This is a genomic window from Rhodothermus profundi, from assembly GCF_900142415.1.
In the GTDB taxonomy this organism is placed as follows: Bacteria; Bacteroidota; Rhodothermia; order Rhodothermales; family Rhodothermaceae; genus Rhodothermus; species Rhodothermus profundi.
Map to the genome: position 1 here is coordinate 76,528 of NZ_FRAU01000005.1, position 19,548 is coordinate 96,075.

The 19,548-nt window shown below is 60.6% G+C and carries 11 protein-coding genes; all 11 read right to left on the reverse strand.

Annotated features, from left to right (window positions below; genetic code table 11):
- Window positions 1-74: 74 nt before the first annotated feature.
- The 11 genes from BUA15_RS08345 to BUA15_RS08395 all read right to left on the reverse strand — a co-directional run bounded on the left by BUA15_RS08345 (window position 75) and on the right by BUA15_RS08395 (window position 19,000).
- Window positions 75-2,096, reverse strand: coding sequence for a TonB-dependent receptor plug domain-containing protein (locus tag BUA15_RS08345; RefSeq protein WP_072715528.1), 2,022 nt, complete (start codon window positions 2,094-2,096; stop codon window positions 75-77).
- Between the two features lies 1 nt (window position 2,097).
- Window positions 2,098-3,792, reverse strand: coding sequence for a nitrite reductase (locus tag BUA15_RS08350; RefSeq protein WP_072715529.1), 1,695 nt, complete (start codon window positions 3,790-3,792; stop codon window positions 2,098-2,100).
- 154 nt (window positions 3,793-3,946) lie between these two features.
- The gene (locus BUA15_RS08355) at window positions 3,947-4,954 is read right to left on the reverse strand and encodes a hypothetical protein (RefSeq protein WP_143149590.1); all 1,008 of its coding nucleotides are present in this window, start codon (window positions 4,952-4,954) and stop codon (window positions 3,947-3,949) included.
- A gap of 57 nt (window positions 4,955-5,011) precedes the next feature.
- Complete coding sequence (locus BUA15_RS08360) at window positions 5,012-6,445, reverse strand: T9SS type A sorting domain-containing protein (protein ID WP_178139399.1); 1,434 nt, start codon at window positions 6,443-6,445, stop codon at window positions 5,012-5,014.
- A gap of 28 nt (window positions 6,446-6,473) precedes the next feature.
- On the reverse strand, window positions 6,474-7,679 hold the full coding sequence (locus tag BUA15_RS08365; RefSeq protein WP_245771983.1) for a hypothetical protein: 1,206 nt from the start codon (window positions 7,677-7,679) through the stop codon (window positions 6,474-6,476).
- A 266-nt stretch (window positions 7,680-7,945) separates the two neighbouring features.
- A complete protein-coding gene (mscL, locus tag BUA15_RS08370) occupies window positions 7,946-8,374 on the reverse strand; it encodes a large conductance mechanosensitive channel protein MscL (protein ID WP_072715533.1) in 429 nt (142 codons plus the stop codon).
- A 134-nt stretch (window positions 8,375-8,508) separates the two neighbouring features.
- A complete protein-coding gene (locus BUA15_RS08375; protein WP_072715534.1) occupies window positions 8,509-11,763 on the reverse strand; it encodes an efflux RND transporter permease subunit in 3,255 nt (1,084 codons plus the stop codon).
- Complete coding sequence (locus BUA15_RS08380; RefSeq protein WP_072715535.1) at window positions 11,741-14,821, reverse strand: efflux RND transporter permease subunit; 3,081 nt, start codon at window positions 14,819-14,821, stop codon at window positions 11,741-11,743. The genes BUA15_RS08375 and BUA15_RS08380 overlap by 23 nt, the downstream gene beginning before the upstream one ends.
- A 15-nt stretch (window positions 14,822-14,836) precedes the next feature.
- Window positions 14,837-16,090 (reverse strand): efflux RND transporter periplasmic adaptor subunit, encoded by a 1,254-nt coding sequence (locus BUA15_RS08385; RefSeq protein ID WP_245771985.1) that lies wholly within the window; start codon window positions 16,088-16,090, stop codon window positions 14,837-14,839.
- Window positions 16,091-16,110: 20 nt separating this feature from the next.
- Window positions 16,111-17,229, reverse strand: coding sequence for a 6-bladed beta-propeller (locus BUA15_RS08390; RefSeq protein WP_072715537.1), 1,119 nt, complete (start codon window positions 17,227-17,229; stop codon window positions 16,111-16,113).
- Between the two features lie 718 nt (window positions 17,230-17,947).
- Complete coding sequence (locus tag BUA15_RS08395; protein ID WP_084660555.1) at window positions 17,948-19,000, reverse strand: 6-bladed beta-propeller; 1,053 nt, start codon at window positions 18,998-19,000, stop codon at window positions 17,948-17,950.
- Window positions 19,001-19,548: the final 548 nt, after the last annotated feature.

Genomic DNA, 19,548 nt, shown 5'->3' on the forward strand with positions numbered 1-19,548 from the left:
CCGTCACAAACGTCCCAAAGATGTTCTGGCCCGCCAGGTATTGAGCAGAAATGGTATGCGCTTGCACGCGAGGCCTACCGCTCCCATCCTACGCGGAGTTGGAGGAAGAAGGTGCGGCCGTAGAGGAAGAGGTTGCGTTGATGGGCGCGACGCACGTCCCAGACGGTTCGTCCTAGATTCGTCACATCAAACAGGTTCTTGACGCCGACGCTGATCCAGAGCCGCTGCTGCCAGAAGGCCCGCTGCAGCGTCAGGTCCACGAGATGGTAGTCAGGCACCCGGGCCTGCCGCAACGCCGTCTGCCCCGTAGCCCGATCTCGTACGGTATAGTAGATGGTCTGACGGCCGCCATAGCGATACAGGACCAACACCTGGAGCGAACCGGGCAGCATGGCTTCCCCGCCGCCCAGCACGTCGATCACAGACGCATAAGACGGGGCGTCCGGGTAGGTCTCCGAAAGCTCCACATAGCGCCAGAGCGGCGTCACCGTCGCCCAGAGGCCCATCCCTGCCGCCTGCAGCCGCACGGTCAACTCAACCCCGCGCGTGCGATACCGCCGGATATTCTCATAATGGCGCGTCCAGATGCCCTGTGCATCGCGCACCAGTGGACTGAGCGCAATCAGATCGCGCACGTTGTTCAGAAAAGCGGCTACTTCCAGCACGCCCTGTCCCGTTCCCAACCGCCGGCGATGCTCGTAGCGGAGACTGGCATGCCAGGAGACTTCGGGCCGAAGCTGCGGCGTGCCCGTAATGTGATAGGTGTTAGGGCCCAGCGTCATCCAGTACTTCAGGTAACGCTCCTTCAGGGAGGGCGCCCGGAACCCCTGCGCCAGCGTGACGCGCCAGGTGTGGGTAGCGCCCCGGTCAAGCCGCACGTTCAGCGCTGGCGTTAGCAGCGCCTGCCCTTCGTCGTTGAACGAGTAGCGGAAGGCCGGCCGCAGGTGCAAGGGACCCAGGCGATACAGCAGGCCTCCGAACAACGCATAGGTGCCCAGCCGGCGGCTGCCTGAGGCGATCCGGGCTCCTTCAATCTGCTCTACCCATACTTCTCCGCCTGCAAACAGTTGCAGGCCGGTGGTCCCCAGATGGTGCAGGTAGTGCCCCCGCAGAAAGCCCTGACGGTACACGGTAGTGTCGATGGCCGCCGTCTGGCGGATTCGACTACCGCGTTGGGTCTGCACCAGGAAAGGAATGATCTTCCGATCGTACCGGCTCCAGTTGGCTGTCAGCTGCAGGTAGCGTCCTGCCCAGCGGCGGGTATAGGCCAGCGTATGCCGGGTGCGCCGGCTCCGGTATTCGGTATCTCGGGCCACGCCCTCGGCATCCGGCTCACCGCGCTCGGTGAGGACTTCATCAAAAAGGTGCGCCGTGTAGGTTAGCCGTCCCCAGCGCCCGGTCCAGCCCAGCATAGGCAGCAAAAAGCGCTGGCGGCGTTCGGGCCAGTCAGCCGCCCGGGCGCCCCCGGCCCCTCCGGCGACCTCGTCAAACGCATGGCGTCCGAGTTGCAGTCCAGCCCAGAACGCACCGCGCCGGTAACGTAGATCCAGACTGTTGTCCCAGCTTCCTGCGCTTTCGAGATAACTCCGAAAGCGCAGCGAAGGCCCTTCGGGGAGCTGCCCACCGCCTCGCGTAATCAGGTTGATGACACCTCCCAGTGCATGGGAGCCGTAGAAGACCGACGAGGGTCCCTCGACGATTTCCACGCGGGCCACGTTGGTCAGGGGCAACTGCGCCAGATCGAGCCGGCCGTCGATGCGGCCCAGCACAGGCACGCCATCGACCAGGATGGCCACATGCTGCGGCCCCAGTCCCTGCAATTCAGGCGCGCCACCCAGCACCCGGTGTTGCCGCAGGGCCAGCCAGGGAACCTGGTAGAGGAGCGCTTGCAGATGCGAGGCGGCCTGCAACCCGATGCGTCCTGCCGAAAGTACCCGCACCGGTTGCACGGCCTTCGAAAGCGGCGTCGGCTCAAAATGCGCCGTGATGACCACCGAGTCGAGCTGTGCTTCAACCATCAGCGGCTCCTGCTGGGCCCGGACCCCCTGGCCCAGTCCCAGCAGGAGCAGGGTACCTGCAAGGATCCAGATGCGCATCTCAGTAGATGTCGTTGGCCGTGTTGTACACGTTGAATTTCCCTGTGGGCGTGATCAGCCAGTCGCCCTGAATGATCTGCTTGAGCTCCAGCGTCCGGTCGTCGTAGATCAGAATCGCGTTGGTGGACGGATCATCCTTCCGTCCCCAGGCCGACACCCAGACCTCGTCGCCGTTCTGGTTGAATTCCAGATGGACCGCCCGGGCCTGCGGGATCGACTCGGGAATCTTCAGCTCTTTGACCAGCTCCAGCGTTTCGGTATCGAACACATAGATCGTGCGTTGCAGCTCCGGATCGTTGTTCAGCGTCCGGTCCACCCACAGATGGCGCGATTTCGGATGCGTTTTGATGAAAAGCGTCCCGCCTCCTACGCCCGGTAGCTCCAGTTTTTTGACCACCTTCCACTGGTTCGGGCCGGGATCCGTGGCAATGAGCGCAATGGTATTGTCGCCCAGGTGGCCGGTTGCCCAGAGATTACCGTAGGTAGGGTTGTAGAAGTTGGCGCCTCGTCCGGGATGGGGTCGGATGCCGGTTTCCACAATGGCCTCCACCTCCTTTTCCTGCACATCCACCACCACGATTTTGTTTTTGTTGTTGGCCGCGACCAGGAAGTAGCGCTTCGTGTGATCCCAGCCGCCATCATGCAGGAACTGCTCGGCGTTCAGCACATCGATTTTGACTTTGCCCGCTGCCACGCCCGCATAATCTACCAGCCACACCTCGCCGGTCTCTTTCACATTGACCACCCAGAGCGGGTCGTGGTGCGAGGCCACGATGGAAGCGACCCGCGCTTCATCATAAAAGAGGCCTTCGTTGACGTCGTACCCACTGGTCCGGATGATTTTCAGTGGCTCGAGCGTCAGGCCGTCCAGAATCACGAAGTGCGGCGGGTTGTAGGCACCTAGAATCGCATATCGGTCGATGAAATTCCCCCGACGCCCCCGGTACTTGCTGACGTCCACCGAACGCGCATCGTACGCCCCTTTGATTTCAGCCACCAGCGCAGGAGGATCCATCCAGAGATCGATCAGCGTAACCTTGCCGTCGCGGCCAATCGAGTAGAAGTACCGACCGGAGGCGGAGCTCCGCAGGATGTGCACGGCAAAGCCTGTGTTAATTACGCTGAGGAGCTCCTTTGTGTCGCCGTCGATGATGGCCACCTTGCCCGCATCGCGCAACACGACCCCGAAGAAGTTGCGCCAGTTGCGGTTATGCTGAGGACGCGTGGGCCGCTCCTCGACGGGCACGTGCACCTTCCAGGAACTGCGCATGTCCGCCAGGTTCATCGGCGGAATGGGCGGTGGCGGCAACTGCAGAAAGCGCGCCAGCAGGTCGATTTCTTCCTCCGACAGGATGCCCTGCCGGCCCCAGTCTGGCATGCCGCCCGGCGTGCCACTCGTAATAAACGCCTTGATCGCGGCGGTCCCCAACTGCCGCGTACCTGGATACGGGCTGCCCTCGGGGGCTTCCGGTAGCAGATGGGGCCCCGTGGCCCCTCGCCGCGTGGTGCCGTGGCAGCCCGCGCAGTAGTTGAAAAAGAGCTGCTTGGCCCGGGCAAACTCTTCGTCTGTCAGCGAAATGGGCTCTGCCGAAACGCCTTCCTCCGAGGCGGTCTCCGGCTGGCGACAACCAATCACCAGTCCCCACACGCCCAGCAGCAGGCCCAGGGCCAGCCCGACCAGTCGATAGCCGTTCATAACCCTTTTGAGCCAGTTTAATTAAGACTGAGTACTATCTTTTATTAAATTGAAAATGTCCCCCTGTCAACCCATCTCAAAAGCGCTTCTCTAAATTGACAGGGGATTACGCATTTCTCCTTACTTCCTTAACAGAAGGTGGTCTGGCTTTTTGCTATGGACACCGGGGCGGCATCCATCGGCCATACAGATTGGCCAGTGCAATCGCTACCCATTGACATGTTACCGGATTGGAGAGGTAGCGCAAAAGCAGTCGGGGAATCTGCGTCTGAAAGACGGCCTGGCGCAGCCCTGGATCGTTTCCCAGTTCGTACAGCCTTCCCAGGTCTACCAACACCTGCAGCCGCGAATCTTGGTCACCGGGCGGCAAAGCAGCCAGTCGTGCTTCCAGCCAGGGTAGATCCGTCCGTTGAGGCATGGGAAGTATGCGTGCAGCTTCAGGTTGCGTCAGCAGCCGCCACGCCCGCTTCAGCGCGTCCGGCGCGTGCCACAGGCTGTCGATGAGCGCCCGAATTCCCGAGAAACCCAGCCGATCAAGCAACGCATAGAGCTCGGGGACTTCGACAGCCTGGATTGCTTCGATCCAGAGTCTTTGCACGGCTTGTTGCAGGGCTGGCGGTATGGAGTTGGCCTGTACGATTACGTAGAGCCGCATGGGCAGCGGAGCGGTTGTGCGGTGAAGTGCCTGTTGGATCAACCAGGGAGCCAGCAGATCTCCGGGCACCAGGGCACGCAGGAGCACGAGTGGGGATGGGTCTTCGCTCCCCGACTGCTGCCCGTTTTCTACCTTTTGAGAAGCGCGGTGGGGCGGGCGTGCCCAGGTCTCCCATGGCACCCGTTCCAGATGCGTCAGAAGCGCACGGGCGACAACTGGGTCGACCGGAGGTCCTTCCCGAAGGGCCTGACGCCAGCGCACAGGCCCTTCCCGACGCAACACAATGGCCAGCAACCGATCCGCGGCATGCGGCTCCCGGCGCAGCACCTGGAGATAAGCCTGTTCTAACTTCCGGGCAACGTTTTCATCGGGATCTCCTTGCTGCTGACGCTCCTCCAGACGAGCCACAAGCGAGCGGGTCCAGCTACGTGCCCGGGCCAGAGCCATTGCTGCAAGGTCCCGCACGTAACGGCTGGCGTCGCGTGTAGCCGTCAGCAGCGCAGCCACTGTGGCGGTATCCTGGGCAGGCACCTGCCCAAACAAAGAGGCTGCGGAGAGCTCGGCTCAACGCAGCAGCATCAGCGTTCGGCTCTGCGTCTGATTGTGCTGGCGCAGGCGGTAGAGGTACACACCAGCAGGCAGCAGTCGGCCCCGCGCGTCCCGTCCATCCCAGACAATGCGATGCGGCCCCGGCGGCAGGTATCCGTCCAGGAGCACGCGCACCGACCGGCCCAGCAGGTCGAACACTTCCAGCCGGATGGGCCCCTCCTGCTGCAGCACAAATTGAATCGTTGTGGTCGTGCGGAACGGATTGGGACTGTTGCCCAGCAACAGGAAGGATCCTGGCGCAAGCACCGGAGCGGTTGCCGTTGCTACCCCGGTATCCAGCAAAAAGGCTTCCTGACGGCCCGTGGCCGCCCGATAGCCGTAGCCCACAATGTAACGGCCGTCCGCCGAGACGGCCGTCGCCTCCAGCAACACCGAACCGTCAGACAGCAAGCCTGCATAGGCCACGTTAAGATCTTCCGGCCCCTGCGCAGCCGTCCAGCGGTACGCCCGGGGTGACGTCCCCCCTGCATCGATGGCTACGCCGACCACTACCGTCCCTGCCTGCGACACATCGTTGGCCTGCGCCATCGTAAAGGACACGTCGTCTGACGCCGGCAATCCCAGCCACCGGATTGTGGGCTGCCGGGTATCGATCCAGAAGGGGACTCCAGCCCGCATGGTCTGGGCATCAAAGCCGACCCCGACGATAAAGCGTCCATCAGGAGAGACAGCGTGGGCTTCCACAAGCACGGAAGGTACCGGTGCGCCGGCCGGTTGCAGCAACGCGGCATAGGTGGTATTCAGGTCTTCCAGTCCACTGCTTTCGGTCCACCGAAAGGCCAGCGTTGTGTGTCCATCGGGGGTCATCCAGCCGACGACGGTAGCGCCATCGGCCGTTACGTCCAGGGCCCGGCTGACGACCTGATCGGCCAGATCCAGGGTGTGCATGCCGGCAGCGGCAGTCCACCGAAAGGCATGTTGATTGACCTGTCCGTTTTCAGCATAGCCGACCACCACCGCGCCCGTTGCCGAAACAGCCGTTGCCCAACCTGTGGCCCCTCCTAGCGTCCCCAGGTCCTGAAAGCCCGTCGTGTCGGTCCACCGAAACGCACGGTCCGTTCCCTGCGCATTGTCGGCCCATCCCACGACAGTGCGTCCATTCGCAGAAATACCCCAGGCTTCGCCTGACAGGGCCGCGTCTGTCCCGCCCAGGGTTCCCAGATCCTGAAGGCCATGGGCAGGCGTCCACCGGAAAGGACGAGGAGCTTCGGTGGCATTGCGAGCGCGGCCAACCACGATGATCGTATCACCAACGACCGTAAGATCAAAGGCGGCGCTGGCGCTGCCGCCCAGCGTGCCGAGCCAGACAAGCTGCTGAGCCTGCACCGAAAGACTGAGGCTCCCCAGCAGAATCAGCAGCAGGCTACCCCCTGCGTGCTGCATACGCATGGACATGCGGCGATATATCCGTTTCATCTTAATAAATGATGCCCTCATATCCTCCATTGTCAGCCACCAGGTAAAGCGCTTCATACGCGTCCCCGCCGGCCACCAGCCGAAGCAGATCCTGCTGATTACCGATACCCTGCTGAGCCAGCCAGGCCGCAAAGGCAAGTGCCCGCGTGCGAGCCAGAAGCTTCCGCTCCCGCTCGGTGCGGCTGTCCCTTCCATCGCCTACAATGACCAGCCCGCCCCCCACTCGGCGTGCCTCTTCCAGCTCCTCCCGGAGCTTCTGCACAAAGGCCTCCGCCTCCTGAAGCTGGACCTGCACCGCATCCGAACCAAACGGATTGCCGGGAAGCGGCACCACAACCAGGGTGACCTCCTTCCATCCATAACGCTGACGCAGGGCATCCAGCGCTAAGCTCCCGTTAAGAGTCTGGCTCTGGGCAAACAGTCGCGGCAGCCGTTCCTCCGGAACCGGTAACGCCCAGTAGAGGAAAACGCCACCAGCCGCTCGCCCCACCGGCTGACTATAGCCAGCAACCCGTAGCGCTCCCAGCAACGCTGGCCGATCCTTGTAAGGCAGCGCGTGCCCGCTGCGCGACAGAAACCGAAAACTGATCGCTTCAATCGGCGCCGGAGGGTGGAAAGGCGTTATGGCTACCCGCTCGCCGTCGAAAAAAAGCGCCAGTTGCCCCCCGCGAACCTGCAGCGCAATCCGATGCGGCCGATCGGCTGGAAATCCCCCTTGCCCCTCGTAGGCGTCGTACCCACGCGCCGCCACATCCTCATAGATGACTCCTGAAGGACGCACCCGCTTCCGGAGCTTGAAGCCGTCCAACTTATCCACCCGTCCTACGATCAGGTACACCTGCGCCGGTCCATCAGGACCGAGCCGCTGGGTTTCTTTGGCTGTGTGGAGGAAAACCCGTAGCTCCGCGTTGCCTGGCTCAAAGAAGTACGCCGTAAACTCCACGCTAAACTCCTGCGGCAAACGGATGCGACGGAGAATATGCGTGTCGTAGGTGAGCGGCCGAAACCAGCGCCTGTCCTGAAATTCCGCCACCTCGTAGCTGCCCTGGATGATCTCCCAACCGGCTACCTGCGCCCCAATGGGCATGCCAGACAGGTCCTCCTGATAGAGCACCAGGTCGCCCGGCTCAAATTTTGCCATCTCAGCCCCACCTCGAATCTGCGCATGCCCATAGCCGGTGAGCCCACAGGCTAGCAGCAGTCCCAAAGCTATCCCTAACTGCTTCCTGAGGGTTACGTAAGGTAGCCACACCATAGACTGCACCGCGAAATTGGTTTGGGGTCCGCAATCATATTGCCAGACAATCTGATCCTGCCCCTCATCCCCGGTGCGTACGCAGAAAGGTATGTCGCAACAGCACACACAGCTTTTCTGCTCCGCCCTGTTGCACCTCTTGGGTGCCGCAAGACGGCACCTGACGTTCAGCAGCAAAAATGCGTGTTAACGATACGCAGCCATGCGCTTTTTTGCAACTACGCGCGCTGCGCTTTCAGCAAATCGCGAATTTCCATCAGCAACTGTTCCTGTCGAGTAAGCCCTGGCGTCGACCTGTCAACCTGCTCAGGAGCAGCCTGTCGGATTCCCTTCACCACCAGAATCACACTGAATCCCACGATCAGAAAGTTGACCACGCTGTTCAGGAACAGGCCGACATTCAGCGTTACGGCTCCCACTTCGCGGGCGGCCTCCAGCGTCGGATATGGACCAGGAATCGTTCCTTCCCGCAATACCCAGAATAGATTCGAAAAATCGACGCCTCCCAGTAACAAACCAATCGGAGGCATCAGGATATCTTGAACCAACGACTGCACCACGGCCCCAAAAGCAAAGCCGATAATAATTCCAAGTGCCATATCCAAAACATTGCCCCGGAGGGCAACTGTTTTAAACGCCTTCCACATGACTGGTCTTAAAAATCTGATGGTTTCGGGGGAGGTGTCCGCAACAAACCTGCACGATCTGTGGAGCCGGTGCATGGGCTGTGTGGCCCATGCACCATGCGCCTTGGGCGCATAAACCGCAATGTTCAGGGATCTCAGGATTTACGCCGGCTGATCAGGGCTACCGTAGCCAGCGGAGCCAGCAGGGTAGAAGCCAGCAGGCCTCCAATGACCGTGACAGCTAATCCCAGCCAGAATCCTTCTTCGTCGGGAAAGATCAACAGGGGCAGCAGAGCAACGATAGACGACAGCGTGGTGGTCCACATGGGACGCAGCCGCTCGCGCACGGCCAGCCGGACGAGTTGGTCGGGACGTCCGTGCGGCCGCTGATGCCGGAGTTGCCGAAAGCGGTCCAGCAACAATAGACTGTCGTTGACGGCAATACCGGCCAGCAACACCAGCCCAATGAACGCCCCTTCAGCGAAGTTAGCCTCGCTCCAGAGGAATCCCACGGCTACGCCCACGGCGGCCATGGGCAAGCTCAGCAGCATCACCAGCGGCAGACGCCACGACTCGAATACCATGGCCGCAATCAAGAAAACCAGCGCAATGGTGAGCGGCAGCATCCATCGGACTGTACGCTTGAGCTCTTGCTCTCCAAAGAAGTAATACGTGGGATATTGCAGGCGATAGCCAGGCGGCAGGGGCATGGATTCGACCACCTGGCGGATAATCCGATCTCCCAGGCGCCAGGGCCCCCGAAAATCCACGCTGATATAGCGCCGGTACTGCTGATCGAAGCGTTCGATCGCCGACGGGGTAGGAACAATCGTAGGAGGCGCCAGCGCAGCAAGTTGCACCTGCACGCTATCGGTAACAGGCAGCGGCTGCGTGATGAGCCGGGCCACGTCAATCTGATGGGCTCCGGCCACTTCGATGCGAATGGGCAGGTAGGGTGCATCGGCCACCGGGGCCCGGAAAAACGGAAAGCGCGTGTTGAAAACGGGTCGAAGGGCAGCCGCCAGATCGCCGGCGGTCAGTCCTGTGCGCAATTGCGCTTCAGGGGTCCAGCGAAACTGAAGCACTTCGCGCGCATCGGGCCGGCCGTACCGATCCACGTTGTAGTTGACCGCTGCCACGCGCGGGGTAGCGGCCTTCAGGCGCTGAGCCAGTTGCGCGCATACCGCTTCCAGATCTTCGTAGCTGGGGCCATAGGCCGCGATGCGAAATTCAGCAATCCCGATCCCGCTTCCACTATAATACCCCTGCTCCAGCAATCCGGTCACCGACAGGTATCGCAGGCCGGCCAGTTGAACGGCCTGTTGAATGAGCCGCTCGCGCACCAAGTAGGGCTCGACCGTGCGCAGCGACGCCTTTGTAAAGCGGACGCGCAGGTAGGCCGATTGCTCGGTTATCTGGGTGACCGTCCGCGCTACCGACGGCGAGGCCAGCGCTACCGCTTCAAAGCGTCGCATCAGCGTGTCGGCTCGCCCGATCGGAGTGCCCGGAGGGAACGCCATATAGACGTACACTTCCGGACGAATTTCAAAATGCCAGCGGCGGCCGAACGTAGTTTTCTGGAAGAACGGCAACAGCACCCCGCCCAGCAGGGGTTCGAGCTGTTGCCGAATGGCTATCACCTGGTCGTGCCCCAGCGTGGCATTGTAGAGCCGGGCCAGCCGCTCCTGCGCCAGGCGCCAGGTCTGGTTGTCGGTGGGTTCCTGCTCATCTTCGCCGGGCAGCTTCCACCGATCGGGAAGGATCCATAGGGGAATGCCCACTACCAGAAACAGCACCAGTAGCGTCAGGCGCGGCCACCGAGCGGCGAGGCGGTAGGGCAGGGCAATGAGCTGACGGAAGCGACGTTGTCGTGCCGGCACGGGTGGGGGCGTCGGCAGAAAGCGTCCCAGCACGGGCACTACGAGCACGGCACTGGCCAGCGAAGCTCCCAGCGTGAGCGCTACCAGCACGCCAAAAGGCAGGAACAACGTGCGAAGCTCTCCACTGAGGTATACAAGGGGCAGCGCTACGATCATGGTGGTCAGCGTCCCCCCCAGCAGGGGAAGCCAGACGGTCTGCAATGCCCGGCGCGTTGCTTCAGCGTCCAGCGCCAGTCCCCGAAGGCCACGTGCTCGCAGCCGCTTCCGCTGCACCAGGAGCTGTTCGACCACCACCACACTGTTGTCCACCAGCAGACCGGCCACCAGGGCCATGCCCGCCAGCGTGATCAAGTTCAGCGTCAGCCCGAGCGGCCGGAACAGGAGCAGGGCCACGGCCACGGCTACCCCAACGCTGAAGAGCACCGCCACGCAGGCCCGCACGCTCTGGAGGAGTGCCAGCAATACCAGCACCAGCAGCGCAAACCCCAGTCCACCACGCACGAGCAGCTCCCGCAGCTGGCGACGCACATCTTCGCTGCGGTCCAGCACCACTAGCAGCCGCACGTCGTCCGGCAGTTCCATCCGGATCTGCTCGACCGTAGCGTGAACGGCATCCGCTACCGTGAGCAGATGGCTCCCCGGCTTTCGATCAAGCACCAGCGTCACAACCGGCTGGCCATCCACACGGCTGATCGACCGAGGAGGCGCCGGCCCCAGCTCGACGCGCGCGACGTCCCGCAATCGAACAGGCGCTGCGCGGGGAGCGGCTTGATGCAGCACCAGGTTGCGAATTGCCTCCAGGTTGGTCTCCGGAGGCGTGAATAGCAGCCAGGCGTTCTGGCCGGTTTGCCACCGGCCGTAGCTTCGGTCGCGCAGCGCGTCGGCCAGTTGTTGTTGCACGCGCGCCGGTGCCAGGCCATAGGCCTCCAGCCGGTCCGGATCCAGCGTAATCAGCAGCTCCCGTTCCCGCCCACCTGCTACGCGCACAAAAGCCACGCCCGGTACGCTTCGAAGGCGGGGGGCCACGAATTCATCGGCCATCCGGCGCAGCGCCTCCGGTTCCAGAGGACCGACGAGTTGAAGGGTCAGGAACCCCTGCTGGTCGCGAAGCTGCTCGGGCACGGCCCGCGTCAGCTCAGACACCACGCGATCAGGCAACACGCCCCGCAGCCGCGCCAGTTCTTCTCGCACCTGGGCGACATAGGGTCCCAGCGGGACGTTCGGGGCTACCTGCAGGATGATCGTTGCCCGTCCCTCTTCCGAGAGGCTTTCGACATGTGCTGTGCCGGGGACGCGCTGCACGGCCCGCTCAATGGGCGCCGTAACATATTGCTCAACCTGTCGAGGGGCAGCGCCTGGCCAGGACGCTGCAATATGCACCTCCGGCAATTCGACGCGCGGCACCCACTCAATAGGAATCTGCCGGCCTACCCAGAGGCCGGCCATCAGCAGCGCCGTGGCCCATGAGAGGATAGCCACCGGCCGCCGCAGCCACCCCATCCACCCATTATGCCGATTGGCCTCGTTCATAAGGTCGGCGTTCGCCTCCAGCTACCAGCACATACAGCACAGGTACTACGATCAACGTCAGGAGAGTCGCGCTGAGCAGTCCTCCAATAATAGTTATCGCCAGGGGCTGCTGCAGCGCAGCACCGGCCCCCATGCCCAGCGCCAGAGGCAGCAGCCCTAAAACCGTGGTGACAGTGGTCATCAAAATGGGGCGCAGCCGATCGCGACCGGCTGCTTCAATAGCCTGAAACAGCGGCAACCCCTCAGCGCGGCGTCGGTTGATAAAGTCCACCTTGATGATCGCATCGTTCACGACGATTCCGACGAGCACGACCAGTCCGGTCAGGCTCATCAGATTGACCGATTGTCCGGTCAGGGCCAGCGTTAACGTTACCCCGATAGTAGCCAGCGGAACGGTGAAGAGAATGATGAGCGGCTGGCGCAAACTTTCAAACTGAGCAGCTAGAATCAAAAAAACGAGTAACAGGCTTAGCAGCAGGCTCCAGGCCGCTCCACGCAGTCCTTCCTGGAACGCATCGGTAGCCCCTCCGATTGTGCCGCGCACCCCGGGCGGCAGCGTAGCCAGAGCGCGCCGCATCGCGTCGCGTGCCGCTGCCAGGTCAGCATCCGGTGCCACGTCGGCCAACAGGCGCACGACCGGAGCCTGCCCGGCCCGCAACAAAGAAGCCGGTAGCGACACCGGACGGGCTTCTACGAACAGCCCGATGGGCTTAAGCCCCTGCGCTGTTGGAATCTCCGTCCCCAGCAATCGTTGCAAGGCCTCGGCACGGGGCAGTCGCAGGCGAATGGGAATGGCCTCGTTAACGGTTTGCAGGGCCGTTGCTTCCAGCCCGCGTGCAGCCGCGGCCAGCCAGTCGGCAAGCTGACGGGCATCAACCCCGAAACGCGCCATCACGTCGCGCCGAAAATGAAGGGCATAGCCGGGGACTTCCTCGGCAAACGCTCGGCGCACGTTGACCAATGCCGGCGCTCGGCGAAGCTGCGCCAGCAGCCGATCGGCAACCGCTTCGGCCTCGCTGCGCAGGTCTGCTTGCAGATCCAGCCATAGATCTGCTTCCCCCCGCGCCAGCAGGAGCTCTAGCTGGGTGCGTTCCGGCGTAACCTCGACGGTCACCACCGAAGGCAGAGGCAGATCGCGGAGCTGCCGGGCAACCTCTTCGGAACGGGCCTGTTCGTCCAGCAAGAGCGTCAGCGTCCCCTCGTACGGCGGGCGCGGGTCCAGATCAAGCCGTGCTTCATCCCGCTCTCCCAGATCTGCCAGCACATGTCGTACGCTGGAGAGCCGCAGGGCGTAGGTTTCGATCTGCTCGGACCAGCGGCTGAGCTGAAGCAGATCAGTACCGGGCGGCGCGCTCACGTGCAGCGTCAGGCGCTTCAGGTCGGCGTGCGGCATGACCTGGCGGGGCAATTTCCAGGCCAGCACAGCAGCTCCGGCCAACGCAACAAGGGTAAGTAGCACCACCACACCGCGTTGCGCCAGCGCTCGGCGCAGCAGCACCTCGTAGCGAACAAGCAGCCAGCGTATTCCGAGGGGTTCCAGGCGTCCGGGTTTGCGGTCGCGAGATGCCAGCACCGGCACCACCGTGAGCGCCACCATGAGCGAGGCCAGCAGCGAAAAGACGACGGCCAGCGCCTGGTCGCGAAAGAGCCGACCGGCCAGTCCTTCCACAAACGCCAGCGGTCCGAAGACCGCAATCGTGGTCAGGGTACTGGCCGTGATGGCCGCAGCGACTTCTGCGGTTCCTTCGCGAGCCGCTTCCAGAGGTGCCAGTCCCTGTTCCCGCAGGCGGGCGATGTTCTCGGTGACGACAATGGCATTGTCCACCAGCATGCCCACGCCCAGGGCCAGCCCACTGAGCGAGAGCAGATTCAACGTAATGTCAGCCACCTCAAAGGCCACCAGCGTCAGTGCCAGCGACAACGGCACGGCGACTGCAACGGCCAGGAGCACGCGAGGCCGGCGTAAGAATACCAGCAACACGATCAGCGCCAGCACGCCGCCCAGCAACACAGCCTGCTGCACCCCCGCAATGGCCTGGCGAATGAACAGGCTTTCATCCACGACCACATCAAGCCGAATGCCCGGCACTTCGGCTTCCAGTTCGCGCAGCGTGCGGCGCACCTGACGCGCCGCCATTACCGTGTTGGCGTCGGCGGCGCGTTCTACCAGCAGCAGAAGCGCTTCGTCCCCATCGAAGCGAACCAGCCCGCGCCGTTCTGCCACCCCGGGTCGCACATCAGCCACATCCGCCAGCCGCAAAGGCGTGCGTCCGGCATAGCCCACAATCGTTTCCGCCACGTCCGCAGGATCTGTGAAGGCCCCACTGACCTCCACCGCATAGCGGAAGGGGCCGCGTCGAATCAGTCCACCGGGTAGGGTAACATTGGCTGCCCGAAGCTGCTGCTCGATTTGCGCAACCGTCAACCCATATCGAATCAGCCGCTCTGGATCAAGCCGCACCTCTACTTCCGGTTCGTACCCGCCGGTTACGCGCACGCGGGCCACCCCTTCCAGTTGCTCCAGGCGGCGTGCTACGACGTCACGCGCCAACCGCTTCAGGGCAACCAGATCCTGCCGCTCTGCTACGGCTACGCGACGGACGGTATCGCGCGGCATAGCCTGCCGGAGCGCCAGCATCATGATAGGACGATCACTTGGATCAAGCCGGAGCACTACCGGTCGCTCCGCCTCATCAGGCAGCGCATTGCCTAACTGGTCAAGCTGTTCGCGAACGTTCAACAGCGCCAGGTTCAGATCGGTATTCCATCCGAAGCGGAGCACGACCAGACTGCCCCCCAGGAGGCTGCGGCCTGTTACTTCTACGACCCCTTCTACCCCGGCCACAGCGGCCTCCACCCGTTCCGTTACGGCTCGTTCCACCCGCTCTGGGGGAACGTCCGGATAGGCCGTCCACACCGCCAGCGCTGGATAGCGTAAATCCGGCAACAGGGCCACGGGCAACCGTACATAGGCAATGACGGCAAACCCCACAACCAACAGGCTCCAGGCCGTCACAGCCACCGGACGCCGCAGGCACCAGCCAACCAGCGCGCGCATGGTAGATCTTCTGAATCAGTCTGTGGTCAGAAAAGCAGGATGGACCGCCGTTACCTGCACAGGCGCGTCGTGCGCCAGTGCATGATGGCCTCGAACGGCGACCGTATCGCCGGGCGCCACCCCCTCAAGCAATACCACGTGGTCCCCCGAACGTGGCCCCGTTCTTACATAGGTCCACTGCGCCCGTCCGCCGCGAATCACAAAGACCAGGTCGCGTCCCTGCCGCACCAGCACAGCCTCAGCCGGCACAACCAGACGGTTCGGTAAACGGCGCGTCTCCAACGCCACGTAGGCAAACATACCGGCCAGCAGCCGTCCCTGCGGATTGGGGACGGCCACCGTGGCCCGTCCGGCTCCTGTCTTCGGATCCACCCGTGGATTGACCGTGTGCACCACTCCGGACACGACCGTGTCGCCCAGCGCAGGCAGTCGAACCCACGCTGATGCCCCCGGTCGGATGTGCACCAGATCGGCCTCTAACACATCGACCTCGACCTTCATCCGCCGATCGTCCAGCAGCGTTAGCAGCACCTGTCCCGGACTGACGTGCTGTCCCACCTCTACCTTCAGATCGGCCACGCGTCCGGCAAACGGAGCTCGAATGCGCGTGCGGTTGAGTTGCAGGCGGGCCCGCGCTACCCGCTGCTCGGCCTCTGCTAATCCCGTAACCACCCGACGCACCGCCTCGCGCTGAGCGCCCGACAGTAATAGCAACGCTTCGTAACGGTGCCGCGCCTCATCCAGCGTAGCTTCGTCAATCTCCCCACGGGCATAGGCTTCCTGCGCCATTTGCCAGGCCCTGCGTGCTTCTGCCAGCCGCGTCGAGTCAATCCCGGCCGCCCCGGCCTGGCTGAGCTGCACCGCATACTCGCTCCGTGCCTTGAGTAACGCGGCTTCGGCTTCGGCCAGCGCCAATCGCGCTTCCGTGTCATCCAGCACCACGAGCACCTGTCCCGCCGCTACCCGCTCGCCTTCTTCAACCCGACGGGCTACCACACGGCCGCTAATTTCGGCGCTGAGCTCTGTCTGGCGCCACGGCGCCAGCGTACCGGTTGCTTCTGCCCGCAACGGGAAGTCCACCCGCTGCACGACAACCGCTTCCACGACAACCGGTGGCGCCGAAGCCTGGACATTTTCGGGACGCTGCGCTTCTTCCTGGCCGGTCAGCACCGGCCAGAAAGCATAGAGCAGCAACCCACCGACGGCCAGCACAAGCACCAGCGCTGCCACGTGCCAACTCCGAATGCGACGGCGCGCTACCATCTGCATTGTTTCAGAAGGGCCTGGGTTCATGTTGCGCGAAGCGGTTCAGGAAGTTCGTAAAGGATCACAATCTGACGGTCCTCATCCAGCGCCGCCAGTCGCGTATCCGAAACGGCTAGCACCGTCAGGTGCCTAGCCAGCGGCACCACGCCCAGCGGTCGCCCTGTTTCATCAAAAACCACCCACGACACAGTTGGTCTCCGGTAAGGCCGGCTCAATGCCACCCAGATCCGCGTGCCTGCCTCGTTCACTACAAAATTCGTAAACGCCGGTTTATGCTCAGGGAACGTATACTGCGCCTCGCGAAGCATCGGAGCACTTTCCAGAAGCGAATCCCGTTCGGCGCGAACCACCGGCACGGGCGTCACCGCATACTGCAGCACCCTTCGGGTCTCACCACGCCGCCAATCGTAGCGAAATAGCTCCAGCCGATCCGTCTGGCCGTACCAGATATGCCCGGCTGAATCCACACGAATAATCGGCCGCCGCCCAAACGGCGCCACCCGTACGCTCACAAAAGTGGCGCCCCGTAAGATGACATATGCCGCATCGGGCAGGCTCAGAACGGTATCGATCCGTACCGATCCATCAAAGTTCAGCAGTTGCACGATCCGACGTCGGCCCTGATCATCTGCGTCCTCTCCTGCCCGGAAAGGAGCTGAATACATAACCAGAATCCCCTCAGGCAATCCACGCAGCGGCCAGGTACCGAACGTTGCTGAAAACGCATGCACAAAGGCACCTGTGGGGGTGAAAACGCTCAGCCGCTGAAGCCGCCAGTCCCAGACGTAAACCGAATCGTTAACCCCCCGAACCATGCCCCCGATTGCCTGGAACTCGCCCGGGCCTTCGCCTTGCTGCCCAATCTGTTGCAACAGCGCGCCATCCGGTCCGAATACATACAGCGCCGCGGCCTGTCCATCGGCCACCCAGAGCCGTCCCTGCCGGTCAAAAAATGCGGCCCGGACAACGCCAAATAGCAACGCAGGCGTATCGCCTAAGCGAAAGAGCGGTTTCAGCGTCACCGTATCGGAAACGACCAGCCGCGGCGCCTCTCCCGAATTTACTGGTTCAGACCGACACCCTCCTGAGACGACCCACAGGAATACAAGTCCCAGTAGCAATATATGTCCTCTTCGTCCCATCCCATTGGAAAAGTGCTGTTTCTGAATCGCAATCGACTCGATCGTTCGGTAAGGGAATAACGCGAACCGATCGGCTTTTCGTATCAGCAGGAAGATACTATTCTTTTCGTACTGGTGCAACCGTACGCGCTGTGGGTGGGAATACCCAGAGCGTTTCGAGGCTGAATGCTTCTCCCAAATTCGGGTGGCAGAAGACAGCTTTCCCTGGCTTTAATCTGGCTTCATGGGGCCTTCTGCTCAAGGGCGGGACCTGGCTGAGCGGCAGGCCGGCCCTTTTGAACAGATGCTGCTGCCGCGTCCCCGACAGGCGACCGGCAACTACCATGCAGCCTTTTCCTTCCATCTGCCCAACAGGCTCGGTCGGTTGCACTGTCATCTGGCCAGGTTCGGGCCGCTTTTTCGTAGTAGGTTGGAAAGCACGGGGCTTCAGCGAACCTTCGAAAGGCAGGAAGGAGAGAGACTGGCTGGCAGCCAGATCACCCAGAGGTGTTCCTCGGCTTGACCATGCTTCCTGGCGAAAAGTCAGCATGCAACTGTCTTGGCACCCTGCCCGCAGGTTCATAGAAGGTGTGCCTGAACGCCACACGTTACCGTCGGAGCAACGGACACCTTTCGGCACGCTCCATCCCGACGCCTCAGCAAAAAGTCAGACCTGGCCCGATTGTTCAATTCAACATCAATTTATAACGAGCCATTTCAATTTTATATTGATTATCATTTACAGACTCATATATATATCTACAAAATAGCCATTACCTATATATTTTCTCATCAAGATATCAATCAGGGGAACTATAAATACATTTCCAATACTTTTCTTTTTATGATAAACACCTAGAATTATTTTTCTTTCACCATTTCCATATCTATAAACAAAAATCATATTTCCATTATACCTGTTTACATCTACAAGGATACAAGGTGCCTCAAGATGTGTATAGATAGAGAGCGATTTTAGCAATTGAGCATATGATTCGGCATCCTGCGCAATGCCTTTGTGCTTTTTCCATTGCCATAACTGACACGTTCTGGGCATCTGCATTTCTTCTGCATACAGACTATCCAGATCATAAGAAAAATAAAATGCTTTTTTGTACAGAGCATGCGTAAAATAAATTTTATCTCCCAGATCTAATAATCTGGCAAAGAAAAGGCCTGTTCTAAAGTATCCGCGATACTTTTCTTCCATACGAAAAGCCACTTTAACTATCTTTCCACTGGTATCTACTTTAAAAAGATGATAGGGAAAGTCCGGCGTATATCCTCGGACGGCTGCATACAGAAAGGGGCCGCGACAAAAAGGCTCCTCAAACAAATTACCACTTACAACCAGAGGAAAATCAAGCACAAATTCAAAATTCTTAAATAGAAGCACTTTCTTAAGTACAGCATCATAGACGCCAATCAGTTCCTTACATTTAAAGATCTGAAGAGGATCTTGATACTCCCCTGGCCCTGTTCCCCTATCTCCAAGAATACGAATAAATTTGCCAGAACGATCAAATACCTTCACCCATTTTGTGTCTGTTATGTATACATAAATAGAATCTATCACATAATCAAATACTCCACTAATTAAACTTTTCTCTTCTTCCTGCTCTATCTCTATCAGTTCAAAATCGTAAATCATAGAAGAATCAACAAAAATAACTCTATCCCCTATATTTAGATCCAGCTTTATACTATGATCTTTAATTGATTTTTTGCACCCCCACAAAGATATCATAAAAGCAACTATCCAACATACTTTTCCGGATAATTGCTTATCCATATCACACCAATAAATGATCCGACTACATACATCCACCTACTGGCTCAAGTCGTGTTGTTCCCAGCAGACAGGCCTTTCCCATTCCCACACATCGATATACGTTAATCAGTTGTTTTCCTCGAGGCCCCCAGGGAAGCGGGACATGCGCGGCGAATTCAATGCCCCATTGTGGAAGACCAATGCTAATATCAATGACTACCAGATCCTTAACACAGGACTCATACGTAAATCCTGCATAAGCCTCTTCGCCTAGGAGAGGGCATGCGCTCCCCCCTTCCACCGATCCACTTTCCCCCTCTGGCCTTGAAAAGGCTACAGAAGCGCCCAGACTTATCCCCAGACATACCAGGACTGCTGAAAAGAAAGGACCGAGCCAAAGCCGATCTGTCTTCATGCCCTTTTTGATCTGTCCAGAAAGATCTGATAAAACAACCTGTGATAGCATTAATAATCAGCAGAGATGTCGCAAGCAATCCCTTCTGGCTTCCCCTCATTAAAACTTTATGCTTGCTCGGGCTCCCTGCTCGGCCTTATTTTGGGCGGCCTGC